This window comes from Actinoplanes sp. URMC 104 (assembly GCF_051386375.1).
Classification (GTDB): Bacteria; Actinomycetota; Actinomycetes; order Mycobacteriales; family Micromonosporaceae; genus Actinoplanes.
Window position 1 is genome coordinate 2,228,817 of the sequence record NZ_JBPQTO010000002.1, and the last position, 26,975, is coordinate 2,255,791.

The window sequence follows — 26,975 nt, forward strand, 5'->3', positions numbered from 1 at the left end:
GCAGTTACGGGCGAAAACGTACGGAGCGCTTCCCTAACGGGGCCTTAAAGGCTCCAGAAACAATCATGAAAGGACGAAGCCGACGCGGGCGCCGCCGAGTGGGCTGCGATCGATGACCATGCGGCCGCCGGACTGTTCGGCGGCGCGGCGGACGATGTCGAGGCCCAGGCCGGTGGAGCCGGCGCCGCTGACCCCGCGCTGCACGGCGCGGGCAGGGTCGGGGATGCCGGGGCCGGCGTCGTCGACGAGCAGGCCCGCGGGCGAGACGATGACCCGGAAGGCGACGCGCTCGGGGGTGTGCGAGAAGACGTTGCCGAGCATCGCGTCGACCACGCCGATCAGCTCGCTGCGCGGGATGGGCAGCATGACGGGCTCGTCGCCGCCGACGACCTCCCACGGCCGTTCCTGGTCCTCGGCGAGCACCGACCAGAAGGCCAGCCGGTCCGCGAGCACCTCGACCAGGTCGGTCTCCTCGCGGCCGCGTGCCTCGACGCCGAGCCGCGCGCCCTTGATGATCGCCTCGAGCTCCTCGTCGAGCAGGTCGCAGGCCTGCCGCATCCGTTCGCCGATCGGGCCGCGCGCCGCCTCGGCGTCCAGCCTCAGCGCGGTCAGCGGCGTACGCAGCCGGTGGGACAGGTCGGCGGCCAGCTCCCGTTCGCGGTCGAGCAGGCTGCGCAGGTCGTCGGCCATCGTGTTGAACGCGTGCGCGGCGTCGCGCAGCTCGCGCGGGCCGTCGGGGGTGACCCGCGTGCTCAGCTCGCCGGCCCCGAGACGCCGTGCCGAGCCGGCCAGTTCCCGGGTGGCGCGCACCAGCCGGCTGCCGAGCCGGTCGGCGAAGGCGATCGACCCCGCCACCAGCACGATCGCCAGGCCGCCGAGCACGAACCAGGCGGCCCACACGCCGCGGGTGAGCTCGGCGTCGGGGACGAAGACCTCGACCACCACCGTACGGCCGTCGGTGAGCACGGTCGGCTGCAGATACACCACCCCGCCGCCCACCTGGGCCAGCGCCGACCGGCGGTCCTGGGCGGCGAGCGCGATCTGTCCGGGGGACGTGTGCGAGACCCCGATCGCCGCCACGTCGGGCAGGTGGACGGCGAGCCGGCCCTCGCTGCCCGCGGTGGTGCTGGCGACCGCGTTGGTCAGCAGCGTCGGGTCGGCGTCCACGCCCAGCACGGTGACCAGCGACGTGGCCTGCTGGCGGGCGTCGCTGACGGCCCGGTCGTGCGCGATCTGCCGGGTCGCGACGGCGAGCGGCACGAGGAACGCGAGCGCGACCATCGAGGTGATCGCCAGGGCGAGCCGGTTGAGCGCCCACCTCATCGGGGATCGACCATCATGACCCCGACGCCGCGCACGGTGTGCAGGAAGCGGGGCTGGGCGGCCGTCTCGCCGAGCTTGCGGCGCAGCCACGAGATGTGCACGTCGATGGTCTGCTCCTCGCCGATGCGGGCCTGGTTCCACACCTCGTTCATCAGCTCGCGCCGGCTGATCACCTGGCCGACACGCTCGGCGAGGTACGCCAGCACGTCGAACTCGCGCCGGGTCAGCTGCAGCGGCTCGCCGCCCAGTTCGGCGCGGCGCTGACGGGGGTGGATCACCAGGTCGCCCACGGTGATGGCGGTGGGCGCCTCGACGGCCGCGGCGCGGGAGCGGCGCAGCACCGCGGAGATGCGGGCCAGGATGTGCCCGCCGGAGAACGGCTTGGTCACGTAGTCGTCGGCGCCGGCGCTGAGCAGGCTGATGATGTCGGCCTCGGAGCGGCGGGCGGTGGCCACGATGACCGGCACGTCCGACACCGAGCGCATCATCCGCAGCGCGTCGGTGCCGTCGATGTCGGGCAGCCCGAGATCGAGGATGACCAGGTCCGGACGCTCGTCGGTGACGATCTTGAGAGCGTCGGCGGCCCGGCCGACCGGACGCACGACGTGCCCGGCGTCGGTCAGCGCCCGCGACAGCGCCGCCGTGATGATGCGGTCGTCCTCGACCAGCAGGATCATCGCCATGGCGTACACCATAGGGGCAGATGAGACGATGTCCTCGTGCGATCTTCGGAGTGGGCACCAATGGCGGGGTGGTGTGCGGCCACCGCGACGAGCATCGTGCTCGCGTCCGTGGCGTTGCTGCCGGTCCTGCGTACGTCGGATCCCGCGGACAGCGCGCTCGCGCAGCTGCCCGCCGCCGACGAGAGCACGTTCCCCGCGCCTCTGCCCTCCGTGACCACGACGTCTGCCCCGGACGCCACTCCCACGCGGAAGCCGCCGCCCACCACCACGAGGGCCACGAGCAGACCGCCGCGACCCACCACCACGACGCCGAAGCCGGCCGCCAAGACCAGGACCGCGCCGCCGCGAACCACGACGGAGGACGGCTGGACGGTCACGACGGCCGGCGACGGGACGCGTACGTATGTCCGGTCTTTCCGGGTCGAGGGCGGTCAGGCGGTCATCCGGATGACCTCGGATGGGGTGGTGTCGCTGGTGACCGCGACCCCGGCCGACGGCTGGCAGGTGCAGAAGGTGCAGGACTCACCGGGCAACATGGCGGTCTACTTCAACGAGACCAACCACAGCTTCATCATCCACGCCACCTGGTTCAACGATCGGCCGTTCGCCCAGGTGAGTGAGGTCGGTTCCTGATTACGAGCGGTTTCGCCGGGTAAGTGAGCTGTCGAGGAAGGGAGCTCACAGATGGCGACGCACACCGAGCAACAGCCGGTCGGCCAGTTGGTCAGCCAGCTGAGCGAGCAGGTGTCGACCCTGGTGCGCGACGAGCTGACGCTCGCCAAGCTGGAGATGGTCGAGAAGGGTAAGAAGGCCGGCGCGGGTGCTGGGCTGCTCGGCGGCGCCGGCGTCATCGCCCTGTACGGGCTGGGCGCGCTGTTCGTGACGATCGGAGCGCTGCTGGCGCTGGTCATGCCCGTCTGGGCGGCCGCGCTGATCGTGACGGTCGTGCTGTTCGCCGTGGCGGGCATCGCCGCGCTGATCGGCAAGAAGCAGGTGAAGCAGGCCGTGCCGCCGGAGCCCATCGAGGCGATGGAGAGCGGCAAGCGTGACGTGCAGGCCGTCAAGTCGGCCATCCAGGAGGGACGGCACTCATGAGTGACACCAGGTCGCGCGACGAGGTTCGCCAGGACATCGCCGAGACCAGGGCCGAGCTCGCCGAGACCGCGTCCGCGCTGGCCGCGAAGGCGGACGTGAAGGCGCAGGTCAAGAACGCCGCCGCGGAGAAGAAGGAAAAGGTCAGGACCGCCGCGGCCGAGAAGACCGAGCAGGTCAAGCAGACCGCGGCCGAGAAGACCGAGCAGGTCAAGCGCGTCGCGGCGGAGAAGACCGAGGCCGTACGCGAGAAGGCCGCCCAGGCCAAGGTGGCGGCCACCGAGAGCGTGTCGCACGTCAAGCAGGCGGCCGCCGAGCGCAAGGACGCGCTGGTCGGGAGCCCGCAGCACGGCAAGCACGAGCTCGTGAACGGCGCGGAGATCGGCCGGCACGAGGAGGCCACCAGCGCGAAGGCGCGCGGCCCGGTGCCGATCGCGGTCGTGGCGGCGGGCGTACTGGCGATCGTCGCGGCGGCGGTCACGCTGGTGCGCAAGCGCCGGAGCTGACCAAAGACGATCAGGGAACGGCGTCCTGCGGGAAGTGCTCGAGCAGCGCTTCCTCCAGGACGCCGTTCATCATCCGGGCGTACGTCGCGGACAGGTGGAACCGGTTGCGATAGACCGTGACGTTGCCGATCACCGGCGTGCACATCGCCTTGCACAGCCACGGCAGCACCGGGACGTACCCCGAGCCGGTCGCTGCGGCCGCGGCCGCGTCGGCGGCGTTCCACACCCGCTCGGTGGCGGCCTCACGCGTGGTCGAGCAGGCCGCGATGTCGTTCCGGTGGGCGGCCAGGCACTCGGGGGCGCTCTCGTCCAGCACCGGGATGTCGCCGAGCACCACCACGTGCGCGGCCGATCGGCGCAGCGTACGCAGCGTGGCGGTCAGGCCGGCCTGCCATTCGCCCGGCGTGATGAGCCGGCCCTCGCCGCGCTTCTGCGAGAAGCTCGCGTTGGTCACGATGACGAGCTCGGGCCTGGTCCGCGCGACCTGCCCGGCCACGAAGTCGCGGAACCGGTCGCACTCGGCGAAGACGCGCTGCTCCTGCTGGTTCCAGAACGTGATGGCCGGCGCCGGGCAGCCCGGCTTGCCGTAGAGCTGCAGCCGCCAGTGCCGCCGCTCGGCGATCTCGATCAGCGCGGGCAGCCACATGCCGGCGTGCGAGTCGCCGTAGAGCACCACGTCGGTGGCGGCGGCGCGGTCGCCGAAGACGCACGGCTCCTTGCGGTCCGCGGCCGGCGGGGTCTCGCACGCCTCGTTGTCGAAGCCCAGGTCCCCGGCACTGGTGGCCAGCGACGGCGTGAGGTCGGCCGGCACCGTACGCATCAGCGGCGCGTCGCGGACGGCGGAGAGGATCTCGCTCAGCGCGATCCGCGGGGCCGGCGGCCGCTGGGCCACCCGCGGCGGCGGCGGCACGGCGGCGGTGCAGCCGGCGATCACGACGAGCAGGGCCATCAGCAGCGCGAGGCGCAACGTGCGCGTCAGCTCACGACCGGACATGCGGTGCTCCTAGGCGGGGTTGGTACTCGTTGCTGCGGCCGGCGTCCGCCGCGGGCGAGGTGGAGGTCTTCCACCGGGCCACCGCGAGCGGCGCGACGATCAGCCAGGCGGCCAGGGACAGCGACAGCACGTCGGAGCGCTTGAGCGGCCTGCTGCGCCGGATCGGGTTCTCGAGGAAGACGTACGTCACCAGGGCGAGCCCGAGCGCGACCAGCACCAGCAGCGCCCGGGTCGAGGCGGGGAGCGGACCGCCGTACGCCTGCTCGGGGATCTTCAGCACCGGCCAGTGCCACAGATAGAACGAGTACGACAACCGGCCGAGCATCATCAGCGGCCACCACCCCAGCACCGAGTCGCCGCGGCCCGCCAGCACCAGCACGGTGGCGAGCACGGGCAGCAAGGCGGCGTAGCCCGGGAACGGCGTGGCCGCGTCGTAGGTCAGCGCGGCGACGACGATCAGCGACAGCCCGACGCCGGCCATCGCGGTGGCGATGCGGTGCGGGACGCGGTCGAGCCTCGTGGCCGCCAGCGCGAGCAGGCATCCGGCGCCCAGCTCCCACGCCCGGGTGAGCGGGGAGAAGTACGCCCAGGTGCCGGTCTGCCAGACGGAGTACGCGAACGACGTCGCCACCGCTGCGGCCAGCCAGTAGCCGATCGCCCAGCGGAAACCGAGCCAGATCAGCAGCACGACCGCGGCCGGCCAGACGAAGTAGAACTGCTCCTCGACGGCGAGCGACCAGAAGTGCTGCACCGGCGAGGGCGCGCTCTGCGAGGCCAGGTAGTCGACCTGCTCGGAGGCGAAGCGGACGTTCGAGGCGAACAGCGCGGCCCAGGTGACGTCGCCGGCGATCCGGTCGCCGTTGAGGAACCCGAGGTAGTGGTAGCTCGCCAGCAGCGTGGCCGACAGCACGAGCGCGGCCGCGGGCAGGATCCGGCGCGCCCGCCGCGCGTAGAAGGCGACCAGCGACACGCTGCCGGTCGCGCGCACCTCGCGCAGCATCAGCGAGGTGATCAGGAAGCCGGAGACGACGAAGAAGACGTCGACGCCGATGTAGCCGCCCGCGAGGCCGGGCACCCCCGCGTGGAACAGCACGACGAGGGTGACGGCGACCGCGCGCAGGCCCTCGATGTCCGGGCGGAAGCGCCTCGGCGCGCCGGCGGCAGCGGGGGCGGCCTGGTGACGTACGGCGGCGGTTGTCGTCTGGGTCATCGCGCCCGACCTTAAACAGGTCAAAGCCGACAAACCGCTGTTCGGCGCCGAAACGGTCCGTTGCGGGAGAGCTTCGCGGATCGCCGGCGCGGGGACGGGCGCTGTGCTATGCCACCACGCAGCCGTTCCCGGGGTGGGTCGTGCTCTCGATGATGGCGTCGAGCCGGTCACGTGTCCGGGTGAGCTCGGCGATCTGGGCCTCGATGCGGTCGCGCTCGGCGGCCAGCCGGGCCCGCGACTCCGGGGTGCTGACGTTGGCGTCAACGCACGGCATCAGGTCGGCGATCGTCCTGCTGGTCAGGCCCGCGGCGTAGAGGTTCTGGATCAGCAGGACCCGGTCGACGGCCGGGTCGGCGTAGTGCCGCTGGCCGCTGGCGCTGCGGTCGGCGTACAGCAGGCCCTGCTCCTCGTAATAGCGCAGCGCGCGCACGCTGACGCCGGCCTTCTCCGCCAGCTCGCCGATCCGCATGGTGACCTCCGTCGTACGACTTGCCCCTGACGTCAACGTCAGGGGCAAGCGTAGCCGCTCAGCGGTAGGCGCGGACGTCGGCGACGCTCCACCAGCTCGCGGCGGCCTCGGTCAGCGTGATCCGCACCTGCCGTACGGGGCGGCCGCGCAGGTCGGCCTCGGTGAACTGGCCCCGGGCCCGACCGGCGACCGGCCACCAGCGCCTGCCGTCCGCGGACGCGGTGATCGCGAAGCCGCGCGGGTGGTCACCGACGTCGGCGCCCGCGTCGAAGACCACCGTCCGCAGCGACTGCACCCTCCCGAGGTCCACCTGCAGGAACTGGCCCGGCTGCTGGGCGGCGCCGGTGGTCCAGCGGGTGCTGGCGTCGTCGTCCACGGCGTTGTCCGCGTCGGCCGGCGGGTTCGCGGTCGCCGTCCAGCCCGCCGGCGCGATCGGCCGGTCGCCGGAGTGTCCACGCCACACGAAGGTGGCCAGCGCGCCGCCGGGCAGCGTGTACTGGAAGGTGCGGCCGCCGTGGCGGACCGCGAACGCCTGCGGGTTGTCGTTCTCGTTGTGGGCGATCAGCACGGTGCTGCCGTCCGGGTTGACGAAGGCGACGTCCATGACGCGGCCGTTCCAGCCGGTCGTGCCGAAGGACGTGCTCGCCACCCGTACGGCGCCCGGCCGCACGAAGCGCGCGGCGTGACCGAGCGTGTAGTACTCCGCGTTACGGGTCACCGTGCCGTCGTCGCCGACGGTGAGCACGCCGGTGCAGGTGCCGCAGCCGCCGTTGTGCGGACCGTTGTTCTCGTCGAGGGCGAGGTTCCAGTTGATGACGGTCTTCGCCCAGTTCCGGGTGTTGCCGATGATCAGGTTGCGGGCGTGCCACTTGAGCGTGTCCGAGAACGTGTTCGCCGGATCGCTCGACCGGCTGCCCGAGCACTCGGTGAAGTAGATGTCCTTGCGCGGGAACTCGTTGTGCAGGGCCGTCATCGCGCTCGGGTCGCCGTAGTAGCAGTGGTACGCCGTGCCGTCGATCCACCGGGCGGCCCTGGTCGCGAGCAGCGCCTGCGGATAGCGGTCGACGTCGGCCGTCGAGTCGGGCGGCGTGCCGGCCGCGTCGTTCGGATGCTCGGACCAGTTGTGGTCGTACCCGAGGATCTTGGTCTTCTCGCCGGCGGCGCGCAGCATCGGGCCGAGCCGGGCGATCACCTCGGCGGCCTGCCACGAGGGCAGATCCATGCCGGGATAGCCGGCGGGCGCGCGGTTCTGGGGCTCGTTCTGGATGGTGAGCGCGTCGATCGGGACGCCTTCCCCGCGGTACGCCTGCACGAACCTGACGAGATAGGCGGCGTACGCCCGATAGATCGCCGGGGAGTCGATCAGCCGCCCGCCGACGAGCGAGCCGTTGGTCTTCATCCACGCGGGCGGGCTCCACGGCGTGCCCATGACGCGCAGGTCCGGGTTGAGCCGGCGGGCCTGGCGCAGCAGCGGGAGGATCCGCGCGCGATCGTGGTCGATGCTGAAGTGCCGCAGCCCGTAGTCGGTCGCGCCGGCGGGCACGTCGTCGTACGTGTACGCCGGGCCGTCGGTGAAGTCGGAGGCGCCGATCGGCTGGCGCAGGTAGCTCAGCCTGTCCCCCTGGCTGCCGAACAGCGAGGCCATCGCGGCGTTGCGGGCCTCGGGGGCGAGGCGGTGGAGCACCTCGGCGGACGAGTCGGTGATCGAGGCGCCGAAGCCGGCGATCGTCTGGAAGCGGCGGTTCGAGTCGACGACCACGGTGGGCACGTCGGCGTCCCGGTTGGTGAAGGTCACTGTGCCGCGGTCGGTGAGCTTCTGGGCGCCGTCGGGCGTGGTGACCCAGACGTGGGCCGTGCCCGATGTCGTGTCGTGAGCGGCGGCTGCCGGCGCGGGCACGGTCAGCAGGGCAGCGGCCAGGAGGGCGGTTCCGAAGCGAGCCACGGTCTCTCTCCCGATGTAACAAACTGAAACATCTACGGAATGTTTCTGATACACCGCCAGGTAAGCAGGGGGCTCGACGGCTGTCAATGTCTATGCTTCTCGCATGAGGCAGGGACCGACCGTGCGCGACATCGCGTCGCACGCGGGTGTCTCGATCGCGACCGTCTCGCGGGTCCTCAACGAGCAGGAGCACGTCGCCCCCGGCACCCGTGAGCTGGTGCATCAGGCGATCGACGAGCTGGGCGGCCGCACACCCCGGCGCCGCGCGGTCCGCACCGGCGCGGTGTTCGTGCGGTGCCCGTACCTGCTGACCGACTACTTCGGACTGATCGTCTCGTCGATCGCGGAGACGCTCGACCTGCACGGACGCCAGCTCGTGCTCAACGCCGGCGAGGCCGCCCAGCAGTCCGGCGTGCTGCCCACGCTCGCCACCCGCCCCGGCATCGGCGGCGCCATCGTGGTGCTGCCCCCCGAGCCCGGCGACGAGCTGGTCGCGCTGAAGGCCGCCGGCCTCCCGCTGGTGATCGTCGACCCGCGCGAGACCGTGCCGCGCGACATCGCCGCCGTCTCCGCCGCCCACTTCGCCGGTGCGCGCAGCGTCACCGCCCACCTCACCGGCCTGGGCCACCGCCGCATCGGCCTGCTCGCCGGCCCGGACAACTGGCTGGCCAGCACCGCCCGCCGCGCCGGCCACGTCTCCGCGCTCGCCGACGCGGGCGTGCTGCTCGACCCCCGGCTCGCGCGGCCCGGCGAACCCACCGTCCGGTTCGGATACGAGGCCGCCCAGCACCTGCTGTCGCTGCCGGAACGGCCCACCGCGCTGGTCGGCTTCAACGACAAGGTCGCCGCCGGCGCCCTGGCCGCGGCCGCCTCGCTGGGGCTGCGGGTGCCCGAGGACCTGTCGATCGCCGGCTTCGACGACATCGACCTGGCCGCCGTGACCCGGCCGACGCTCACGACCGTACGGCAGCCCCTCGCCGAGATGGGCCGCATCGCCGTCGGCCTGCTGATCCGCCTGCTCGACCGCCACCGCCTCGACGCCCTGCACGTCGAGCTGGCCACCGAGCTGATCGTCCGCGACTCGACCGGCCCGGCCCCCGGAGCAGCCTAGGGGCGCTGCTGCCGGCGGGGTGGGTCGGTGATCGTGCCCCAGCCGGGTGGGGCCGAGTCGGGGGCCGCGAGGGGCTGGGGCTGGGAGACGGTGACCTGGCTGGGCTGGCGCGTCGCGGGCACGACGGCCTCGGCGGGGTCGGGCAAGGGCTGCTGGTCGACCGGGGCCATCGAGACGCGGGGCAGCGTGACGATGGCGGGGTCGACCTCGACGGCCTGGACCACCGAGCCTCGGCCCTCGTTCTTGACGAGGATCAGGGCGTACTCGGGCAGGTCCTGCAGGACACGCGGCTCCAGCACGTACTCGTAGACGCGCTCGACCGAGGCGGCGTCGCTCCAGTTGGTGCCGTTCGCGGTGGACTCGGTCTGGCTCCAGTTGCGGGTCTTGCTCCAGTTCGTGCTGGTGTAGCGGCGCAGCCCGTGCCGGGAGGCGCGCTCGCCCTTCGTGCCGCCCTTGGTCTCGGACTCGCCCACGGTGTCGGCGAGCGTGTGGGTCTCCTCCCCACCGAGGGTGCGGGTCAGCCGGCTCAGCACGAACCTGTGCCCGCGCCCGACGAACTCCGCGGCCTGCGCGGCCTCCTGGTGGTTGCCGAGCCGCATCAGCGCGACCTCGCCGCCGCCGATCGTCCGCAGCGTCTCGGACCGCAGATGACCGAAGAACAACACCAGCCGTACGCCGCGGCGCTCGCAGAGCGTGGTGAGCCGCTCGATGGCGCGGTGGTCGATCTCGTCGGCGCCCAGCAGCACCAGCGACCCGATCGCGGGCGACTCGCGGCGCACCTGGTGGCCCAGCCACTGCACCATCAGGTCCTTGAGCAGCTCGTGCTGCGCCCGGCCCGCGCCGGACTCGGCGACCAGGCACGTGAGGTCGGCCGGCGCGGTGGTGGCGGGGGCGCTGCCCATGGCCTCGAGCGGGTGCAGGAACGCCTCCAGCCGGCGTACGCGCGGCTCCTCGGGGCGCAGCTCGCGCAGCCGCGCCTCCAGATCGGACGGCAGGAGCCCGCTCTGCCCGGACAGCACCCGCAGCGCGGCCAGCAGCCGGCCCATGGTCAGCGAAGGCGCCAGCACGGCCGCGATCTGGTTGAGCAGCAGCGCGTCCTGGGATCGCTCCGCCCGGCTCCCGCTGCCCGCGTCGCCGTGCACGGCCTCGACGAGACCGTCCACCACCTCGCCCGGCTCCAGCCCCGCGATCAGGTCGAACTCGGCGAGCTGCGCGGGCAGCGCGACCTCGCGGACGGACCGCCCCGTCGAGCCGGCCAGCTGCATCAGCTCGCCGGGCAGCGCCTCGCCGGTGAAGTCGGCCAGCACCATGCGTCCGCGGGTGGCGAGCAGCGAGCCGCCGAAGACGGTGAGCACCGCCTCCCAGCCGTACATGGTGCCGCCGACGATGTCGACGCGCCGGGTGCCGGGCGACGGGCTCGCCGCCGACCACTCGGGCAGCGCGTCCACCGCGTTCTGCTGCTGCTGGTCGTGCCACTGACGGCGGCTGTCCCAGGCCGCGTACGCCGTGCGGTGCTCCTCCTCGGCCTTGCGCCGCGCCTCGTCGACCGACTTGCGCGCGAGCGACGGCATGATCCCCGCCAGGATCGCGCCGCCGACGCCCGCAACCGCCGACAGCCCCGCCATGAGCAGCACCAGCGTCCGCGCCGCCCCGTCCTCGTCACCGCGCGCCACGAACCCGCCGCAGCAACCGATGAGGACGGCCAGCCCGAGCCCCACCCCGAGCGACACCAGCACGCGCTTCACCACGCCGCGCTGCGCCCGGGTCAGCCGTTCCTGCAGCTCCGGCGGCACGGGCGCGGGCTCCGGCGGCGGCTCCATGAACTTGCGGCGGTACAGGTTCCGGTCGTTGAAGATCCATCCGAGACGTTCGCCCTCGGTGGCGAGTTGCGGGAGCGGGTTCGAGGCGGGAACGGGGCTCGTCATCGCGGGCGGACTCCGGGGGCCGTGGTCGGTGTTCCCCTGACCGTACCCGGACGTGCGACGCCCGACGCCCGCCTCGCTCCACGGTGGTCAGGTAAGCACGGGCTCGACGGCAGGGACACCCGCGGGCGTACGCCGCAGGGCCGCCGCCATCAGGCCGAAGCCCGCCACCAGCACCAGCGGGCCGACCACCCCGACCGGCCCGAGGCCCAGCGACAGGAACGCGGCGAACCCCGCGACGACCAGCGCCGGGACCCACCAGCGCACGAGCCCGTCCCGCGCCGCGCCGGTCGCCACCAGGATCGGCCCGAGCAGCGCGAACACCATCCCGGGCAGCACCCAGCCGAGCGAGAACGTGGCGTACCCGCCGCTCAGCGACGCCGCCCGGTCCGCCACCGCATCGCCCAGCGCCTGCCGCGCGGCGAGGTCCAGGTAGTCGCCGAACATCAGCGCGCTGAAGTTGATCAGGCCCAGCACGGCGAGCGCCGCGGCCACGCGGGTGAAGCGGCCGCCGCGTTCGGCCACGACCAGCATCCCCGGCACGAACAGCACCCACGCCAGGTGCAGGAAGAACGCGCTGGCCTGCGACAGCACCGGGTACGCCACGACGTCGTCGCCGGGCGGCACCGTGGCCATCCCCACGGCGAACGACACGGGCGCCAGGACCAGACAGACAACCCCCGCCGTACGCCTCCAGGCCCCGAAACCCTCGTGAACGGCCGCCGCGTGCATCGACTGCCGCGCCGCGAACACGCCGGCCACGACCAGCACCACCGGACCGGCCAGGCAGTGCGGCACGGGCGAGATCGCGAACAGCAGGTACAGCACCGCCCCGGCCACGAACACCCCGGCCGTCCACCACCGGATCACCCGTGCGCGGGCGGCGGCGAGCGGCGTCACGATCAGCGCCACCGCCCAGCCGGCGATGCCCGGAACCTGCCAGCCCCAGGTCGCCCACGGCATCGCGCCGACCCGGTCGTCGTACGCGGTCAGCTGCGCGTCGGTCAGCCCCGCCTGCTGCTCGAGGCTGAGCAGCCCGAAGTCGGCCGCCATCAGCGCCGAGAAGGTCACCAGCCCGAGCAGCGTCGCCGCCCACGCGACCGCCGCGAGCACCGCGCCCCGGCGCCCCACCCGGACGAGCAGCCCGGCGAAGGCGGGCACGTAGAGCACCCACGCCCAGTGCAGCAGCAACGAGTGCCACTGCGTCGCGTCCGGATGCTGCCGATAGATCCCGTACCCCTGGTCGTCGCCCAGCGCCGGGTCGATGCCGGTGGCCACCGCCAGCGCGACCGGCGCCGCCACCAGGCAGACCGCTGTTGCCCTACGCCACATGAGTTTCCCTTCGTCGTCAGCCAGGGCGACGACGTTAGGGACGGCGGGCCGCCCGGTAACCCGTACTCGGAGGGAGCCGGTGTCCCCCGCGCGGCGGAGAGGCCGTCATCCTCGGGGTGGGTTCGGGCGGGGGCCCTCGGCACCTAGATTCGTCGCATGCGGCTGCGACCCACCGATCTGGCGCTGACCGGCGGCTTCGTGCTCTTCGGGCTGACCGAGGAGTACCTGATCGGGATGCCCGGGCGGTGGTGGCCGGCGGTCCTGGCGATCTCGGCGGCGCTGGTGCTTGTCCGCCGGTTCTATCCGCTGCTCGCGATGGCGCCGCACGTCATCGAGCCGCTGCCGTTCTTCTACCGCCCGGCCGTGATCGCCGGCGAGCAGACCGTGAACTTCCGGCTCTGGCAGCTGGTCGGCGCCATGATCATCATCTACACCGTGGGCCGGTACGTGCCACCCGCGCGCGGCGACCGGCGCGGGCTGACCGGCGTGGCCCTGGTGGTGGCGGCCTTCCTCGTCTATCTGCTCAACGACCCCGGCGATCCGATGGCAGCGCTGTTCTTCCCGGTCGCGCCGTACGTGCTGGGCGTGGCGCTGTCGGTGCAGGCCCGGCGCAGCGCCGACGCGGCCTCCGCCCGGGCCGCGTTCCGCGAGCAGCACGCCCGCGAGGCCGTCATGGAGGAGCGCGTCCGCATCGCCCGCGAGCTGCACGACATGGTCGCGCACAGCGTGACGGTCATGGTGATCCAGGCGGGTGTGGTGCGCCGGCGGCTCGACGCGGGGCTGCCGGTCGACCGCGAACTGCTGGAGACCATCGAGTCGTCCGGCCGCGAGGCGGTGGGCGAACTGCGCCGTACGCTCGGGCTGCTCCGCGGCGAAGGCACGGACACCGCGCAGGCGCCGGTCGGCCTCGACCGGCTCGACGACCTGTTCGCGCAGGTGCGCGAGGCCGGGCTGACCGTGACCGTGCGGCGCGAGGGCGAGCCCGGGCCGGTGCCGCCGGCGATCGACGTGTCCGCGTACCGCATCGTGCAGGAGGCGCTGACCAACGTGCTGCGGCATGCCGGTCACGCGCGGGTCGGCGTGACGATCGGCTTCTCCGGCGACGGGCTGCGCCTCGAGATCGTCAACGACGGCGGCCCGGCGGCCGTGGGCGGCGGCGGCCAGGGGCTGATCGGCATGCGCGAGCGGGCCGCCCTGTTCGGCGGCGAGCTGACCGCGGAGCCACGTCCCGAGGGCGGATTCGCCGTACGGGCCCGGTTGCCGCTGCCGGTGGGGGCTTCCCGTTGAGCGTCTCCGTGGTGATCGCGGACGATCAGCGGATGGTCCGGGCCGGGCTGCGGATGGTGATCGAGACCGAGCCGGACATGGCCGTCGTGGGCGAGGCCGGCGACGGCGCCGAGGCGGTCGCCCTGGCCCGGCGGATCCGGCCGGACGTCGTGCTCATGGACATCGCGATGCCGCGGCAGGACGGCCTGGCGGCGACCGCCGCGCTGCTGTCCGCGCCGAACCCGCCGCGGGTCATCATGCTGACGACCTTCGACTCCGACGAGAACCTCTACCGGGCGCTGCGGGCCGGGGCCAGCGGGTTCCTGCTCAAGGTGTCCTCCCCCGAGCACCTGATCACCGCGATCCGGGTCGTCGCGGCCGGCGAGGCGCTGCTCGACCCGGCGATCACCACCCGGGTGATCTCCGCCTTCGCCGGGCAGCCGGACCCGCAGCCGCCGCCCGAGCTCGCCGGCCTGACACCGCGCGAGACCGAGGTGCTGCGGCTGGTCGCGCGCGGCATGGCCAACGCCGAGATCGCCGCGGCGCTCACCGTGGGCGAGGCGACCGTGAAGACCCACGTCGCCCGCGTGCTGATGAAGCTGGGCCTGCGCGACCGGGTGCAGGCCGTCGTCTTCGCGTACGAGTCCGGGCTCGTCCGCGCCGGCCGCCAGTGATCACCCGGGTGACCGCCGCGCGGCGCTCTCCGGGTCAGGTGCTCACGGGCAGCGCGAGGACCATCGTGAGGCCGCCTCCGGGGGTCTCGTCCGGGGTGAGGGTGCCGCCCATCGCCTCCGTCAGCCCGCGCGACAGGGCGAGGCCCAGCCCGACCCCGGTGTGGTTGTAGCGGTCGCCCAGGCGCTGGAAGGGCAGGAAGACGTCGTCCCAGCGGTCCGGCGGGATGCCCGGGCCGTGGTCGATGACCCGCAGCTCCAGGACGCCGCCGTGGCCGCTCACCGTGATCGCCGGCGGCCGGTCCGCGGGGCTGTAGCGCAGCGCGTTGGCGACGAGGTTGACCAGCACCCGCTCGAGCAGACCGGGGTCCGCGCGTACGGACGGCACGTCGTCCGGAACGTGCAGCCGGACCCGCCGGCCGTCGGCGCCCAGGTCGTCGAGCGCCCGCGGGATGACCTCCTCGGCGCCGACGTCCACGGCGTTGACCCCGAGCGCGCCGGCCTGCAGACGGCTCATGTCGAGCAGGTTGGCGACCAGCCGGTCGAGCCGGTCGAGCGACTCCTCGGCGGTGGCGAGCAGCTCCTTGCGGTCGGCCTCGTCGAAGTGCACCTCGTCGCTGCGCAGGCCGGCCACCGCGGCCTTCGCCGAGGCCAGGGGCGTACGCAGGTCGTGGCTCACGGCCGCGAGCAGCGCGGTGCGCATCCGGTCGGCCTCCGCGAGCGGCTTGGCGGCGGCCGCCTCGGCGCTCAGCCGCTCCTGGCGCAGCGCGACCGCGGCCTGCGCGGCGAACGCCTCGACGATGCGCCGGTCGGACGCCTCCAACGGGTGCCCGCGCAGCAGCAGCACCACGTCGTCGTCGACCCTGACCTCGACGTCCGCGTCCGCCGCCCGGCTGCAGCCCGGCGCACCGGTCTCGGCGGCCACCTCGCCGCCGTCGAGCAGCGTGGCCGAGTCGAAGCCGAACGTCTCGCGCAGCCGTTCGAGCAGCGCGATCAGCGGCCGCTCGCCGCGCAGCACCCCGCCCGCCACGGTCGCCAGCGTCGACGCGTCGGCCTGCGCGGCCGCGGCCTGCCGGGTCTTGCGGGCCGCGGTGTCCACGACCCAGCTGACCGCGAGCGCGACCACCACGAAGATCGCGAGCGCCAGCAGGTTGTCGCCCTCGGCGATCGTGAAGCGCCCGATCGGCGCCGTGAAGAACCAGTTGAGCAGCAGCGACCCGGCGACCGCGGCGAGCAGCGCCGGGCCCAGCCCGCCGAGCAGCGCGATCCCGACCACGGCGGCGAGGAACACCAGGATGTCGTTGGTCAGCGACAGCGACGGCCCGACCTTGAGCAGCGCGGTCAGCGCGGGCAGTCCGATCAGGACCGCGGCGAACCCCGCGAGGCGCCGCCCACGGGACAGCGCAGCGGGCATCCGCGTACGGCGGCGCCCTTGATTGGCCCTTTCGTGGGTGACCAGGTGCACGTCGATCGTGCCGGACCGCGCGATCGTGGTCGCGCCCACGCCCGCGCTCAGGATCTGCGCGAACCGCCCCCGGCTGCTCGCCCCGAGCACCACCTGCGTCGCGTTGACCGCCCGCGCGAACTCCAGCAGCGCCTGCGGCACATCCGAGCCGACCACGTGGTGGTACGTGCCGCCGAGGCTCTCCACCAGCACGCGCTGCCGCGCCAGCCTCGCCGGGTCCGCGCCGGCCAGCCCGTCGTTGCGGGCCACGTGCACGGCGAGCAGGTCCGCGCCCTTGGTGCGCGCCGCGATGCGGGCCGCCCGGCGGATCAGCGTCTCGCCCTCGGGCCCGCCGGTCAACGCGACCACGACCCGTTCGCGGGTCTCCCACGTCTTGTCGATGCCGTGCTGCGCGCGGTACTTCCCGAGCTGGTCGTCCACCTTGTCCGCCAGCCACAGCAGAGCCAGCTCACGCAGCGCGGTGAGGTTTCCCGTACGGAAGTAGTTGCCCAGCGCCGCGTCGATCTTCTCGGGCTGGTAGATGTTGCCGTGCGCCATCCGCCGGCGCAGCGCCTCCGGCGTCATGTCGACCAGCTCGACCTGCTCCGCCGCCCGCACCACCGCGTCCGGCACCGTCTCGCGCTGCTGCGCCCCCGTGATCCGCGCGACCACGTCGTTGAGCGACTCCAGGTGCTGCACGTTCACCGTCGTCAGCACGCTGATCCCCGCCGCCAGCAGCGCCTGCACGTCCTGCCACCGCTTCGCGTTGCGCGACCCCGGCACGTTCGTGTGCGCCAGCTCGTCCACCACCGCCAGCTCCGGCCGGCGCGCCAGCACCGCGTCGAGGTCCATCTCGCCGAACTCCGCACCGCGGTACGTGACCCGCTTGCGCGCCAGGACCTCGAGGCCCCCGATCATGGCCGTCGTGTGCTTGCGCCCGTGCGTCTCGACGAACGCCACCACCACATCCGTGCCCCGCTCCGCCCGGCGATGGGCCTCTTCGAGCATGGCGTACGTCTTGCCGACCCCGGGGGCGGCGCCCAGATAGATGCGCAGCTCACCGCGTGCCATTTCCGTCTCACCTCCCTCGCCGGTGCGTTTGGCCTTCATGTCGCGTTCGCCGTTTCCAGGGTCGCCCTTGCTGAGCCCGACCGGGGCACTTATCCGCCTGCCCGCACCATGCCGCCGCCCGATCCCCCCACACGCCGCCGCCCGATCCCTCCGCGCCGCCGCCCGATCCCCTCCGCGCCGCCGCCCGATCCCCTTCGCGCCGCCGTCCGATCCCCTTCGCGCCGCCGCCCGCGCGCTACATGTCGGACCACCCCGCTGGCACCCCGTGCACGCTGCCGCGCACACCGCCACGTGCACGCCCGACGCTCCACGGCGCCGGAAAGCCTCCTGCCCGCCGCCTCATCCGCCCGCGAGCCGCTTCCGCCTCGCACAGCCGCCCGGCGAGCGCCCCCTGCCTAGCAAAAGAGCACTGCCCCGTCGGGCCGCGAGCCTCCCCCACCCGGGCACTGGGTGGGGCGACTCAAGCACACGGGTACGACACTTCCCCAGCCTTATCCACAGCCGTTCGCGCTTGTGCCGCCCCCGCCTCGAGCCGCACCGTCCGCCACGCCGCGAGCCGCACCGCCCACTCCGCCCGCCGCGAGCCGCACCACTAGCCGCGCCGGAGCCGGCCCCCGCCCTGCCCTGTCCTGCCCTGCCCTGCCGCGAGCCGTACCGCCTCGGGCCTTCGCCCCGCCCGCCGCAAGCCGCACCGCCCCCGCCCAGCCTTCCCGCCGCGAGCCGCCCCGCCTTGCCGCGAGCCGCACCGCGAGCCACCCCCACCCCCGCCGCGAGCCACCCCCACCCCCGCCGCGAGCCACCCCCACCCCCGCCGCGAGCCACCCCCACCCCTGCACCGGGTGGGGCCGACTCAAGCAGACCGGTACGACACTTCCCGAGCTCTATCCACAACGCTCGTGCCCGCCGCCCCGCGAACCGCCCCCACCCCGGCACTGGGTGGGGCCGACTCAAGCAGACCGGTACGACACTTCCCCAGCCCTATCCACAACGCTTGTGCCCGCCGCCCCGCGGACCGCCCCCACCCCGGCACTGGGTGGGGCCGATAAGAGCACACCGGTCCGACATTCCCGCGCCGTTATCCACAGTGCCCCCTATTCCCCATCAAGCGCCAAGTTCAGCCCCAAAACCCCCACGGCAGGCTCCCCCAAAAACCCGAGCCCCCGCCCTTCCGTGTGCTCAGCAATCAGCTCACGCACCCGCTCCACAGCCACCCCGCGCTCCCGTGCCACCCGAGCCGCCTGCAGATTCGCGTAAGCCACGCTGATGTCCGGATCCAGCCCACTCCCGCTGGCCGTGACCGCGTCAGCCGGCACCACCGGCTCGTCCGGCGCGTCGCCGCGAATCGGCGTCACCAAGCCCCCCGCGGCCACGTAGTCGACCCCAGGCGACGCCGGCTCAACGGTCACACCCGCGTACGCCTGAATGAACGGCCTCCCCGTCTCGTTGACCGACACCACTCTGGTCACCGGCCCGGTCAGCCCGTCCCGACGGAACACGGCCAGCACCGCCCCCACCCCGTCGGGCGTGCAGAAGGGCCGTCTGCCGTCGACGCCTTCAAGCTTGCCGACCGCCACGCTGCGGGCGCACACCTGGGTGAGCAGGCTGGGCGCGTCGGCGGTGTCCACCACGCTTTCGGGGCCGAGGTTGGACGCGGCGGTCGAGGTGGGGTCGTAGCCGTCGCCGGCGGCGGACGGGCGGCTCTGGAAGTAGCGCGGGTCGGGGGTGCCGTCCGCGTCGGTGAAGGACTGGCCGATGAGGGTGCTGCCGACGGTGGCGCCGGCGGCGTGGACGAGGGAGCCGTCCGCCTTGCCGGACAGGCCGGGGATCCGGCCGATCGCGACGAAGGCCAGCGGGTACGCGATGCCGAGCAGGACGGTCAGGACGAGCAGCGCGCGCAGCGCCGCGAGATGCTGGCTGAGCCAGGCGGGAAGTCGCATGTCAGATCCCGGGTACGAACTGGATGAGCAGGTCGATGAGCTTGATGCCGAGGAACGGCACGATCACGCCGCCGAGGCCGTAGATCCACAGGTTGCGCCGTAGCAGCGCGGAGGCGCTCGACGGGCGGTATCGCACGCCGCGCAGCGCGAGCGGGATCAGCGCCACGATGACCAGCGCGTTGAAGATGACCGCGGAGAGGATCGCGGAGCCGGGCGAGTGCAGCCGCATGATGTTGAGCGCGTCGAGGCCCGGGTACACGGCCGCGAACATGGCGGGGATGATCGCGAAGTACTTGGCGATGTCGTTGCTGATCGAGAACGTGGTCAGCGCGCCCCGCGTGATCAGCAGCTGCTTGCCGATCTCGACGATCTCGATGAGCTTGGTGGGGTCGGAGTCGAGGTCGACCATGTTGCCGGCCTCCTTGGCGGCCGACGTGCCGGTGTTCATGGCGACGCCGACGTCCGCCTGGGCCAGCGCGGGCGCGTCGTTGGTGCCGTCGCCGGTCATGGCGACCAGGCGGCCGCCCTCCTGTTCCTTTCTGATGTACGCGAGCTTGTCCTCGGGCGTGGCCTCGGCCAGGAAGTCGTCGACGCCCGCCTCGGCCGCGATCGCCGCCGCGGTCCGGGGGTTGTCGCCGGTGATCATCACCGTACGGATGCCCATGCGCCGCATCTCGTCGAAGCGGGCGCGCATGCCGGGCTTCACGACGTCCTTGAGGTGGATGACGCCGAGGACGCGCTCGTTCTCGGCGACCACGAGCGGGGTGCCGCCGTCGCCGCTGATCCGGTCCACGATCTCGGTGACCTCGGCGGACGAGCGGCCGACCCACTTGATCACCGCGGCCGCCGCACCCTTGCGGATCTGCCGGCCGCCGAGGTCGACGCCGCTCATCCGCGTCTGAGCGGTGAACGGTACGAAGGTCGCGTCCGGCAGCATCCCGGGCTCGAGCTCGGGCAGATCGGCCAGGGCGACCACCGAGCGGCCCTCCGGGGTCTCGTCGGCGAGGCTGGACAACTGCGCCGCGGCGGCCAGTTCGTGCGGGGAGACGCCGTCGACCGGTACGAACGCGACCGCCTGCCGGTTGCCGACGGTGATCGTGCCGGTCTTGTCGAGCAGCAGCGTGTTCACGTCGCCGGCGGCCTCGACCGCGCGGCCCGACATGGCCAGCACGTTGCGCTGCACCAGCCGGTCCATGCCGGCGATGCCGATGGCCGACAGCAGCGCGCCGATCGTGGTGGGGATCAGGCAGACGATCAGCGAGACCAGCACGATGCCGGTGACGCCGTGCGCGTCGACCGCCAGGGTGTCGGGCGCCGCGGCCTGGTACGCCTTGGAGAAGATCGCCAGCGGCTGCAGCGTCACGACCGACAGCAGGAAGATGATCGTCAGCGCCGCGAGCAGGATGTTCAGCGCGATCTCGTTCGGCGTCTTCTGCCGGTTCGCGCCCTCCACCAGGGCGATCATGCGGTCGACGAAGCTCTCGCCGGGCCGCTGCGTGATCCGTACGACGATGCGGTCGCTGAGCACCTTCGTGCCGCCGGTGACGGCCGAGCGGTCGCCGCCGGACTCGCGGATCACCGGGGCGGACTCGCCGGTGATCGCCGACTCGTCGACGCTGGCGATGCCCTCGATGACGTCGCCGTCGCCGGGGACGACCTGGCCGGCCTCGACGACGACCACGTCGCCGAGCTTGAGCTCGGTGGCCGGGATCTCCCGGCCGTCGCTGAGGTACGCGACCGTGTCCTGCTTGGCCGCGCGCAGGGCCGCGGCCTGGGCCTTGCCCCGCCCCTCGGCGACCGCCTCGGCCAGGTTGGCGAAGACGACCGTGAGCCACAGCCAGGCCGTGATGACCCAGGCGAAAACGCTCGGGTCGGCGATCGACAGGACGGTCGTGAAAACCGCGCCGATCTCGACGATGAACATGACGGGGTTGCGCCACATGACGCGCGGGTCGAGTTTGCGCAGCGCGTCAGGCAGCGAGCGGGAGAACTGAGCGGGCCGGGCCGGTGCGCCCTGAGGCGACCGGGGCTTTTCCAGGACAGCGGTCATGACAGGCCCTCCGCGATGGGACCGAGCGCGAGCGACGGCAGGAAGGTCAGCGCGACCAGCACGACGGTGACGCCGACGACCAGCCCGACGAACAGGGGTTGGTGGGTGGGCAGGGTGCCCTCGGAGGCGGGCACCGGGCGCTGCCGGGCGAGCGAGCCGGCCAGGGCCAGCACGAGCACCAGCGGCAGGAACCGGCCGAGCAGCATGGCCAGGCCCAGCGCGGTGTCCCAGAACGGGGTGTTCACCGTGATGCCCGCGAAGGCAGAGCCGTTGTTGTTGCCGGCGCTCGTGAAGGCGTACAGGACCTCGGAAAGCCCGTGCGGGCCGGTGTTGAGCGCCGTGGAGTTGTTGCCGGTGGCGAAGGCGGCCGCCGTTCCGGTCAGCACGACCGCTGGAGTGACCAGGAAGTACAGTGACGCGAGCTTCATCTCGCGGGCGCCGATCTTCTTGCCGAGATATTCGGGCGTACGGCCGACCATCAGCCCGGCCACGAACACCGTGATCACGGCGAGGATCAGCAGGCCGTACAGGCCGGAACCGACGCCGCCGGGCGCGACCTCGCCGAGCATCATGTTGACCATCGGCATCATCCCGCCGAGAGCCGTGTACGAGTCGTGGAACGAGTTGACCGCGCCGGTGGAGGTCAGCGTCGTGGCCGCGGCGAAGGTGGCCGAGTCCGGCACGCCGAACCGCGTCTCCTTGCCCTCCATGGCCGCGCCGACCGCCTGCGGGACCGTGCCCGCGCCGTGCACCTCGAACGCCACGGTCAGCGCGACCGAGGCGATCGCCAGCACGGCCATGACCGCGACGATCGCGTACCCCTGCCGGTTCTGCCCGACCATGCGGCCGAACACCCGCGGCATGCTGAACGGGATCAACAGGATCAGGAAGATCTGCAGCCAGTTCGTCCAGGTGGTGGGGTTCTCGAACGGGTGCGCCGAGTTGGCGTTGTAGAAGCCGCCGCCGTTGGTGCCGAGCTCCTTGATCGCCTCCTGCGACGCCACCGGGCCGCCGGTGATGTGCTGCGTGGCGCCGGTCAGCGTGGTCACGTCGGTGCCGCCGGAGAGGTTCTGCACCACCCCGCCGATCATGAAGAGCAGCGTGGCGATCGCGCAGATGGGCAGCAGCACGCGCAGCGTGATCCGGGTCAGGTCGACCCAGAAGTTGCCCAGCGTGGCCGACTTGCGGGCGGCGAAGCCGCGGACGAGGGCGACCGCGACGGCGATGCCGACGGCCGCCGAGACGAAGTTCTGCACCGCGAGGCCGGCCATCTGCACCAGGTGGCCCATGGCCGACTCGCCCGAGTACGCCTGCCAGTTGGTGTTGGTGACGAAGCTGACCGCGGTGTTCCAGGCAACGTGTGTGGTCACCGGGTCGAACCCGAGCGACAGCCACAACCTGTTCTGCAGGCGCAGGAAGGCGTACAGGAAGAGGATCGAGACGGCAGAGAACGCGAGCACGCTGCGGGCGTAGACACCCCAGGTCTGCTCGGCGTCCCGGTCGACGCCGACGAGCCGGTAGACACCACGCTCCACCGCGCTGCTGCGGCGCCCGCTCACCACCCGGTACATGTAGTCGCCGAAGGGCCGGTACACCGCGACGAGCGCCACCACGAGCGTGAGGACGAAGATCCAGCCGGCCATCAGAACTTCTCCGGGAACAGCAGGGCGGCGATCAGGAAGCCGGCCAGCAGCACGGCGACGACGCCGCCGGCGAGGTTGACGGCGCTCACCAGCGTTCGACCGCCTTGACCAGCACGGTCAGCGCTGCGAACAGCGCGACCGTGAGCACGACGAACACGAGATCAGCCACGGGGTGTCTCCTTGTTGAGGGCTGTTTTCGCTTACGCCCAAAGGCAATCGCGCCGGACGCCCGCCGTCACCGGTTGTTGACGCGTTCCGTACGCCCGAGGGCCGTTTGTTGACGCGTTGTTGACGCCGCTGCGGCGGCGGTCACAGCCGCTCACGAGCCGGCCAGGTCCCGGCGTTGAGCCTGCGTTCACCTCGGCGCGGCAGCCGCCGCACCGGCTCCGGCCGCCGCGCCCAAGCCCACCGGCAAGGCCGGCCGGATCGGCTTCAAGGCGATACCGCCGAACACGCTCGACACCCTGGTCGTCCCGAACGGGTACGACTCGTCGGTCGTGATCCGCTGGGGCGACCCCGTGGTGCCCGGCGCCCCCGACTTCGACCTGGGCAACCAGACCGCGAAGCGGCAGTCGCAGCAGTTCGGCTACAACAACGACTTCGTGGGCGTGCTGCCGTTCGGCACCTCCGACGACCGCGCGCTGCTCGTGGTCAACCACGAGTACACCAACGAGGAGCTGATGTTCCCGGGCTTCACCAGCCTGGACGCGCTCTCCGTCGAGCAGGTCAAGGTGGCGATGGCCGCGCACGGCCTGTCGGTCGTCGAGATCGAGCGGACCGGACGCACCGGCCAGTGGCAGCCGGTGCGCTCACGTCGGCCGGCCTACAACCGGCGCATCACCGCGCTCGAGACGGTGTTCGAGCTGGACGGCCCGGCGGCGGGCACGGCGGCGCTGAAGACCGCCGCCGACCCCAAGGGCCAGTACGTCATCGGCACGCTCAACAACTGCTCCGGCGGCGTCACGCCGTGGGGCACCGTGCTGTCCGGCGAGGAGAACTTCAACCAGTACTTCGTCGGCGGCGACGCGGTGGCCGAGGCCGACAAGCCCCGCCTGGCCCGCTACGGCATCTCGACGACCGCGCGCTACCCGAGCGGCTCGCGCAAGTGGGAGCGCGCGCAGGAGCGCTTCGACCTGGCCAAGCACCCCAACGAGGCGAACCGGTTCGGCTGGATCGTCGAGGTGGACCCGTTCGACCCGGACGCCCCGCCGCGCAAGCACACCGCGATGGGCCGCTTCAAGCACGAGGGCGCCAACGTCATCGTCGCCAGGAGCGGGCACGTGGTCGCGTACATGGGTGACGACGAGCGGTTCGACTACCTCTACAAGTTCGTGTCGGACAAGAAGTACATCCCCGGCAACCGGCGGCACAACCTGACGCTGCTCGAGTCGGGCACGCTCTACGTCGCCCAGGTCACCGGTGACAGCCCCGCCGCTGAGATCGACGGCACCGGCAAGCTGCCCTCGGACGGGGCCTTCGACGGTACGGGCAAGTGGATCAAGCTGGTCTCCGGGAACAAGTCGTACGTGCCCGGGATGACCGCCGCGGACGTGCTGACCTTCACGCGGCTGGCCGGCGACATCGTCAAGGCGACCAAGATGGACCGTCCCGAGGACGTGCAGCCCTCGCTGCGTACGGGAAAGATCTACGCCGCCATGACCAACAACACCAACCGTGCGGTCGGCGCCAACCCCGGCGTGGACGAGGCCAACCCGCGCGCCAATAACAAGCACGGGCACATCTTCGAGATCGTCGAGGACAAGGGCGACCACACCGGCGAGTCCTTCACCTGGTCGCTGCCGATCGTGTGCGGCGATCCCGCCGCGGCGGACACCTACTTCGGCGGGTACGACAAGACGGCCGTCTCGCCGATCTCCTGCCCCGACAACGTCGCCTTCGACAGCGCCGGCAACCTCTGGATCTCCACCGACGGCAACGCGCTGGGCAGCAACGACGGCCTGTTCGCCACGCCCATCGAGGGCCCCGAGCGCGGCCACCTGCGCCAGTTCCTCACCGTGCCGCGCGGCGCCGAGACCTGCGGCCCGTTCATCACCGGCGACGACCGCTCGGTCCTCGTAGCCGTGCAGCACCCCGGCGAGATCACCGGCGCCACGGTGGACAAGCCCGTCTCCACCTGGCCCGACGGCGACTACGCCAAGCCCGCCGTCGTGGTGAGCTGGCGCCTCGACGGCGGCCCCGTAGGCAGCTGACCCCCGGCGGCCGCGGCGTCCCATAGCCGCGGCCGCCACCGCGGCCGAGCTCGGGGTCCGTTCGGGGGCAACGTCAACGCGGGAGATCCTCGATCGGCGGTAGACCGAGCGCGCCGACGAAGCGGGCCGTCTTCACCTCGACAAACACGTCGGCGTCATCGAGACCGTCCTCTGTGGGCTCCTTGTCACCGGCGAGGTAGGTCCTCAGCTCAGCTTCCTTGGCTACGATCCGCGCGACATCGCCATCGCTGCGGAAGCGTGCCCACCAGGACGCCAGCCCCTTCGCTTCCCGTGCCACGTCCGTCGGATCGGACGCGTTCTGGTTCTCGAAGTACACCCGGGGAGTGAAGCCGAGGTACGCAGCGCCGCTTCCCGGGCCCGCAGGGCGGTAGACGACCTCCGTGAAGTCACTGTCGTGGATATCCACCAGGAGCCAAGGCTCTGAGGCCGAGGGCAGGTCGTCCCGCTCGCACCCATTCCACCGCTCGCCGTCGAACAGGTAGGTGCCGAAGAATCCCACTGTCGCCTCCTGCCGCCTCGGCCATGGGCTTCCTCACGGCCTGGCAAGATCATGCCAGCGGATGCCGAATTTGGTAGCAGCGCATCCAAGATGCGCAGCGGCCCATCTCTGCGGATGTCGGTGGCTGTCACCTGCGAGCAGCCCGGCGATACGCGCGGCAAGCGGCCGGCATCTATGTGAAGCGGTGCCGGCCATTGACGGGCAGGTCGGCGACCAGGACCGCGAGCGCGGTGGTGATCGGGACCGAGGCGACCAGGCCGATCGTGCCGACGGCGCTGCGGAGGATCTCCTGGCCGAGCAGTTCGCCGGTCAGCACGTCGGTCACGGGCTGCGCGCCCGCGGCGAGCAGCAGCAACAACGGGAGCGAGGCGCCGGCGTACGCGAGGACGATGGTGTTGACGGCGGAGGCCACGTGGGCCCGGCCGATGCGGATCGCGGCCCGGTAGAGCGCCCAGCGGCCGAGCCCGCCGGCCTGCGCCATCTCGGCGACCGTGGCGGCCTGGGTGACGGTGACGTCGTCGAGGACGCCCAGCGCGCCGATGATGATGCCGGCGAGCAGAAGGCCGCGCATGTCGATGTCGCCCTGGCTCGCCGACAGGAACGAGTCGTCCTCGTTGGCGACGCCGGTCAGGTGCAGGGCGGCGGTGAACGCGACGCCGAGCAGGCCGGTGACGACCAGGCTGGCGAGCGTGCCGGCGACCGCGACCGACGTGTGCACGGTGACGCCGTGGGTCAGATACAGCGCGGCGAACATGATCGCGGAGGCGCCGACGACCGCGACCAGCAGCGGCGGCGAGCCGTCGAGGATCGCGGGGATCACGAAAAGCAGCAGCACCGCGAAGCTGATCGCGAGGCCGGCCAGCGAGGTGAGCCCGCGCCACCGGCCGAAGACGAGGATCACGGCGATCGTGAGCGCCAGCAGCCAGACCAGCGGGCCGTCGCGCTGGTGGTCGACGATCGAGTAGTCCGCGCCGCCGGGCACCGCGCCGGGGAAGTGCAGCAGCACGACTTCGTCGCCGGGCTGCACGTTCACGGCGCCGGGGCCCTCCGGCCGGTCGGCGGTGACCTCCGGGCCGCCGTCGACGCGTACGGTGACTGATTCACCGTTCACGGCGGTGACCGTGCCGGACACGCGATCCCCGGCCGGCTCGGCTCCGGCGGGCAGGTCGACCCGGCCCGGCCACAGCACCAGCATCGCGATCAGCGTGGCGAGCGCCGCGGGCACCAGCACGGCGGCCACGACACGGCGGGTACGCCGGGACGCCGCCGGGAGGTGGTCGTGGGTGTGTGAGTGCCGGCCGCCCGCGCGATTCATGCGCAGCAGGTTAGCCCGCACGCCGAGCATGAATGAATGCACATATGCACAAGAAACTGCCGCCCCCAAGCGTGCCGAATCAACGACAAAGGTATTGACATATGCATCGGTAACGACGGGATCACCGAATGTATTGATTCCTCTTGGCGAGCGACCGGGCCATCGGCTACGTTGAGGAAACCGTCTCAGCGAAGAGATTGCCGACCCCACCTGACCTGCTCAACGGCCATCCGGGGAGTCGTTTCGTGCCTGCTTCGCATCCCC

At 72.4% G+C, this 26,975-nt stretch carries 21 protein-coding genes and 1 pseudogene; 7 read left to right on the forward strand and 15 right to left on the reverse strand.

Features of this window, described 5'->3' with window-relative positions; translation table 11 throughout:
- Window positions 1-63: 63 nt before the first annotated feature.
- Complete coding sequence (locus ACSNN8_RS11450) at window positions 64-1,323, reverse strand: sensor histidine kinase (RefSeq protein ID WP_436648644.1); 1,260 nt, start codon at window positions 1,321-1,323, stop codon at window positions 64-66.
- Window positions 1,320-2,006 (reverse strand): response regulator transcription factor, encoded by a 687-nt coding sequence (locus tag ACSNN8_RS11455; protein ID WP_436648648.1) that lies wholly within the window; start codon window positions 2,004-2,006, stop codon window positions 1,320-1,322. The genes ACSNN8_RS11450 and ACSNN8_RS11455 overlap by 4 nt, the downstream gene beginning before the upstream one ends.
- Before the next feature lie 60 nt (window positions 2,007-2,066).
- Between ACSNN8_RS11455 and ACSNN8_RS11460 the strand changes: the two genes are divergently transcribed.
- From ACSNN8_RS11460 to ACSNN8_RS11470, 3 genes are read left to right on the forward strand one after another with little or no spacing between them, the layout of a single operon-like run.
- On the forward strand, window positions 2,067-2,639 hold the full coding sequence (locus ACSNN8_RS11460; protein WP_436649534.1) for a DNA mismatch repair protein MutL: 573 nt from the start codon (window positions 2,067-2,069) through the stop codon (window positions 2,637-2,639).
- 51 nt (window positions 2,640-2,690) lie between these two features.
- Window positions 2,691-3,101, forward strand: coding sequence for a phage holin family protein (locus ACSNN8_RS11465; RefSeq protein ID WP_436648650.1), 411 nt, complete (start codon window positions 2,691-2,693; stop codon window positions 3,099-3,101).
- Window positions 3,098-3,604 (forward strand): DUF3618 domain-containing protein, encoded by a 507-nt coding sequence (locus ACSNN8_RS11470; RefSeq protein WP_436648651.1) that lies wholly within the window; start codon window positions 3,098-3,100, stop codon window positions 3,602-3,604. The genes ACSNN8_RS11465 and ACSNN8_RS11470 overlap by 4 nt, the downstream gene beginning before the upstream one ends.
- Before the next feature lie 10 nt (window positions 3,605-3,614).
- On the opposite strand, the gene ACSNN8_RS11475 is transcribed toward ACSNN8_RS11470, so the two are convergent.
- The 4 genes from ACSNN8_RS11475 to ACSNN8_RS11490 form a co-directional block, all read right to left on the reverse strand.
- Window positions 3,615-4,598, reverse strand: a complete 984-nt coding sequence (locus ACSNN8_RS11475; RefSeq protein WP_436648653.1) for an SGNH hydrolase domain-containing protein — start codon at window positions 4,596-4,598, stop codon at window positions 3,615-3,617.
- Window positions 4,585-5,808: an acyltransferase family protein gene (locus ACSNN8_RS11480; RefSeq protein ID WP_436648654.1), complete on the reverse strand. Its 1,224-nt coding sequence runs from the start codon at window positions 5,806-5,808 to the stop codon at window positions 4,585-4,587. Before ACSNN8_RS11480 ends, ACSNN8_RS11475 begins: the two co-directional genes overlap by 14 nt.
- A 106-nt stretch (window positions 5,809-5,914) precedes the next feature.
- The gene (locus tag ACSNN8_RS11485; protein WP_436648656.1) at window positions 5,915-6,277 is read right to left on the reverse strand and encodes a MerR family transcriptional regulator; all 363 of its coding nucleotides are present in this window, start codon (window positions 6,275-6,277) and stop codon (window positions 5,915-5,917) included.
- Between the two features lie 58 nt (window positions 6,278-6,335).
- Window positions 6,336-8,219, reverse strand: coding sequence for a glycoside hydrolase family 30 beta sandwich domain-containing protein (locus ACSNN8_RS11490; protein WP_436648658.1), 1,884 nt, complete (start codon window positions 8,217-8,219; stop codon window positions 6,336-6,338).
- Between the two features lie 103 nt (window positions 8,220-8,322).
- Between ACSNN8_RS11490 and ACSNN8_RS11495 the strand changes: the two genes are divergently transcribed.
- Entirely contained in the window at window positions 8,323-9,330 is a 1,008-nt protein-coding gene (locus ACSNN8_RS11495; RefSeq protein WP_436648659.1) for a LacI family DNA-binding transcriptional regulator, read from the forward strand.
- Here ACSNN8_RS11495 and ACSNN8_RS11500 read toward each other — a convergent pair.
- Entirely contained in the window at window positions 9,327-11,255 is a 1,929-nt protein-coding gene (locus ACSNN8_RS11500; protein WP_436648661.1) for a hypothetical protein, read from the reverse strand. The genes ACSNN8_RS11495 and ACSNN8_RS11500 overlap by 4 nt on opposite strands.
- A gap of 87 nt (window positions 11,256-11,342) precedes the next feature.
- Complete coding sequence (locus tag ACSNN8_RS11505) at window positions 11,343-12,584, reverse strand: hypothetical protein (protein ID WP_436648662.1); 1,242 nt, start codon at window positions 12,582-12,584, stop codon at window positions 11,343-11,345.
- A 156-nt stretch (window positions 12,585-12,740) separates the two neighbouring features.
- Here ACSNN8_RS11505 and ACSNN8_RS11510 point away from each other — a divergent pair, with 156 nt between their 5' ends.
- A complete protein-coding gene (locus ACSNN8_RS11510; RefSeq protein ID WP_436648663.1) occupies window positions 12,741-13,871 on the forward strand; it encodes a sensor histidine kinase in 1,131 nt (376 codons plus the stop codon).
- Window positions 13,868-14,524: a response regulator gene (locus ACSNN8_RS11515; RefSeq protein WP_436648664.1), complete on the forward strand. Its 657-nt coding sequence runs from the start codon at window positions 13,868-13,870 to the stop codon at window positions 14,522-14,524. The genes ACSNN8_RS11510 and ACSNN8_RS11515 overlap by 4 nt, the downstream gene beginning before the upstream one ends.
- A gap of 34 nt (window positions 14,525-14,558) precedes the next feature.
- Here the strand turns inward: ACSNN8_RS11515 and ACSNN8_RS11520 are convergent, their stop codons facing one another.
- The 5 genes from ACSNN8_RS11520 to kdpF all read right to left on the reverse strand — a co-directional run bounded on the left by ACSNN8_RS11520 (window position 14,559) and on the right by kdpF (window position 22,755).
- Entirely contained in the window at window positions 14,559-17,036 is a 2,478-nt protein-coding gene (locus tag ACSNN8_RS11520) for a DUF4118 domain-containing protein (protein WP_436648666.1), read from the reverse strand.
- A gap of 1,091 nt (window positions 17,037-18,127) precedes the next feature.
- Window positions 18,128-18,973: a potassium-transporting ATPase subunit C gene (locus tag ACSNN8_RS11525; RefSeq protein WP_436648668.1), complete on the reverse strand. Its 846-nt coding sequence runs from the start codon at window positions 18,971-18,973 to the stop codon at window positions 18,128-18,130.
- Window position 18,974: 1 nt separating this feature from the next.
- On the reverse strand, window positions 18,975-21,023 hold the full coding sequence (gene kdpB / locus ACSNN8_RS11530) for a potassium-transporting ATPase subunit KdpB (protein ID WP_436648669.1): 2,049 nt from the start codon (window positions 21,021-21,023) through the stop codon (window positions 18,975-18,977).
- Entirely contained in the window at window positions 21,020-22,666 is a 1,647-nt protein-coding gene (kdpA, locus tag ACSNN8_RS11535) for a potassium-transporting ATPase subunit KdpA (protein ID WP_436648671.1), read from the reverse strand. The genes kdpB and kdpA overlap by 4 nt, the downstream gene beginning before the upstream one ends.
- A complete protein-coding gene (kdpF, locus tag ACSNN8_RS11540) occupies window positions 22,666-22,755 on the reverse strand; it encodes a K(+)-transporting ATPase subunit F (RefSeq protein ID WP_436648673.1) in 90 nt (29 codons plus the stop codon). Before kdpF ends, kdpA begins: the two co-directional genes overlap by 1 nt.
- A gap of 342 nt (window positions 22,756-23,097) precedes the next feature.
- On the opposite strand from kdpF, the pseudogene ACSNN8_RS11545 reads away from it, so the two are divergent.
- Window positions 23,098-24,876: pseudogene (locus ACSNN8_RS11545) on the forward strand (PhoX family protein); the annotation flags it as partial.
- Window positions 24,877-24,949: 73 nt separating this feature from the next.
- On the opposite strand, the gene ACSNN8_RS11550 reads toward ACSNN8_RS11545, so the two are convergent.
- Both ACSNN8_RS11550 and ACSNN8_RS11555 read right to left on the reverse strand, forming a co-directional pair.
- Window positions 24,950-25,396: a hypothetical protein gene (locus tag ACSNN8_RS11550; RefSeq protein WP_436648675.1), complete on the reverse strand. Its 447-nt coding sequence runs from the start codon at window positions 25,394-25,396 to the stop codon at window positions 24,950-24,952.
- A 172-nt stretch (window positions 25,397-25,568) separates the two neighbouring features.
- A complete protein-coding gene (locus tag ACSNN8_RS11555; protein ID WP_436648677.1) occupies window positions 25,569-26,711 on the reverse strand; it encodes a YibE/F family protein in 1,143 nt (380 codons plus the stop codon).
- Between the last annotated feature and the right edge of the window lie 264 nt (window positions 26,712-26,975).